We start from the raw sequence: 1,562 nt of genomic DNA, 5'->3' as shown, positions 1-1,562 counted from the left end.
TCAGGCTGTGGAGAAAGTCTTTTCCACAGCCTGTTTTTGTGTCTGAACCTCTTTTTATGTGTCAACACTGATAAAAAAGAGGAAAAGGAGAGATTTCTTATGATGGGTGCTTTAAAAAATCATCGTGACGAGCGTGTATCTGTTTCTGTAGAAGAGTTGGTTCCGCAAGATCATTTCCTTCGTGCAATTGAAGCGACAATTAGTTTTGATTTTATTGAAGAGAAGTTACGCCCTTATTACTGTGAAAACAATGGACGTCCGTCCATTCATCCTATTGTTTTATTTAAGATGATGTTTATTGGATATTTTTACGGTATTCGTTCTGAGCGTCAATTGGAAAAGGAGATTAAAACGAATATTGCCTACCGTTGGTTTTTAGGATTTTCTCTATCGGATACTATTCCTGATCATTCTACAATCAGTTGGAATCGTCGTACTCGTTTTATTCATACAAATATTTTCGAAGAAATTTTTGATGAGATTGTGAGACAAGCGACGGAGCACCGAATGGTAGGAGGACGTGCACTGATGACAGATTCTACCCATATTAAGGCCAATGCCAATAAAAATAAATTTGTACATAAATATAAAAAAGAAAAGGCAAAGTTTTATATAGATGAACTAGAAGCTGCGGTAATCGAAGATCGCGAGGTACATGGAAAAAAGAATTAAAACCTAGAAAGGAAAGTGATACCCCAACCAAAAAAACTCGTATAAGTACAACTGATCCAGATAGTGGGTTTTTAATGAGAGATGGAAAACCAAATGGTTTTCATTTCTTGGATCATCGTACGACTGATGCGAAATACAACATTATTACAGATACCTATGTAACGGCTGGAAATATGGCAGATTCCGAGCCGTATTTAGCACGCCTCCAAGCTCAGATTGATAAGTTCGGATTCAAAGTAGAAGCCGTCGCTCTTGATGCAGGCTATTTTACAGGCTATATCTGTAAGAAATTATCAGAACGGAATATATTTATGGTGATGGGGTATCGCCGATTTGGAAAACGAAATAAAGAAGTACCGAAAAACCAATTTAAATATGTAGAAGAAATGAACGTATTCGCTTGCCCAATGGGATGTATTTTAGAATATGTAACAACGGATCGTGAAGGGTATCGTCAATACAAATCAAATCCAGAAGACTGTGCTGTTTGTCCACTACGTGAAGTCTGCTTTTCGAAGAAACAAAAACAAAAAGTTATCACTCATCATATATGGGAGAAATATAAAGATATCGCTAGAAAAAACAAGCTCACATCTACAGGGAAAAAACTGTATAAAGTACGTTGTTCAACTATAGAGCGAAGCTTTGCGGACGCCAAAGAACTACATGGCTACCGCTATGCCCGGTTTCGAGGGCTGAAGTCTGTCCAAATACAAGCTTATCTCACCGCAGCTTGTCAAAACATGAAAAAAATAGCCCTCCATCTGACCAAAAAGGGTCAGGTGGAGGGCTATTTTTCTAAATTCTATTATTTTATGTTGTTTTTATTAGCTAAAATCAAAAAAGATTCCAGAGTGTTGGGAACCCTAAAGGGTTTCCCAACACTCTGG

General features: G+C 37.5%; 1 pseudogene. It reads left to right on the top strand.

Going from position 1 to position 1,562, the window contains the following annotated elements:
• Window positions 1–99 precede the first annotated feature (99 nt).
• Window positions 100–1,469: pseudogene (locus FH036_RS26875) on the top strand (IS1182-like element ISBth7 family transposase); the annotation flags it as partial.
• Between the last annotated feature and the right edge of the window lie 93 nt (window positions 1,470–1,562).

It is taken from the genome of Bacillus sp. CD3-5 (assembly GCF_006349665.1).
GTDB classification, from domain to species: domain Bacteria; phylum Bacillota; class Bacilli; order Bacillales; family Bacillaceae_G; genus Bacillus_A; species Bacillus_A paranthracis.
Note: the sequence above shows the minus strand (reverse complement) of the source record. Positions and strands in the feature narration are given on the sequence as shown.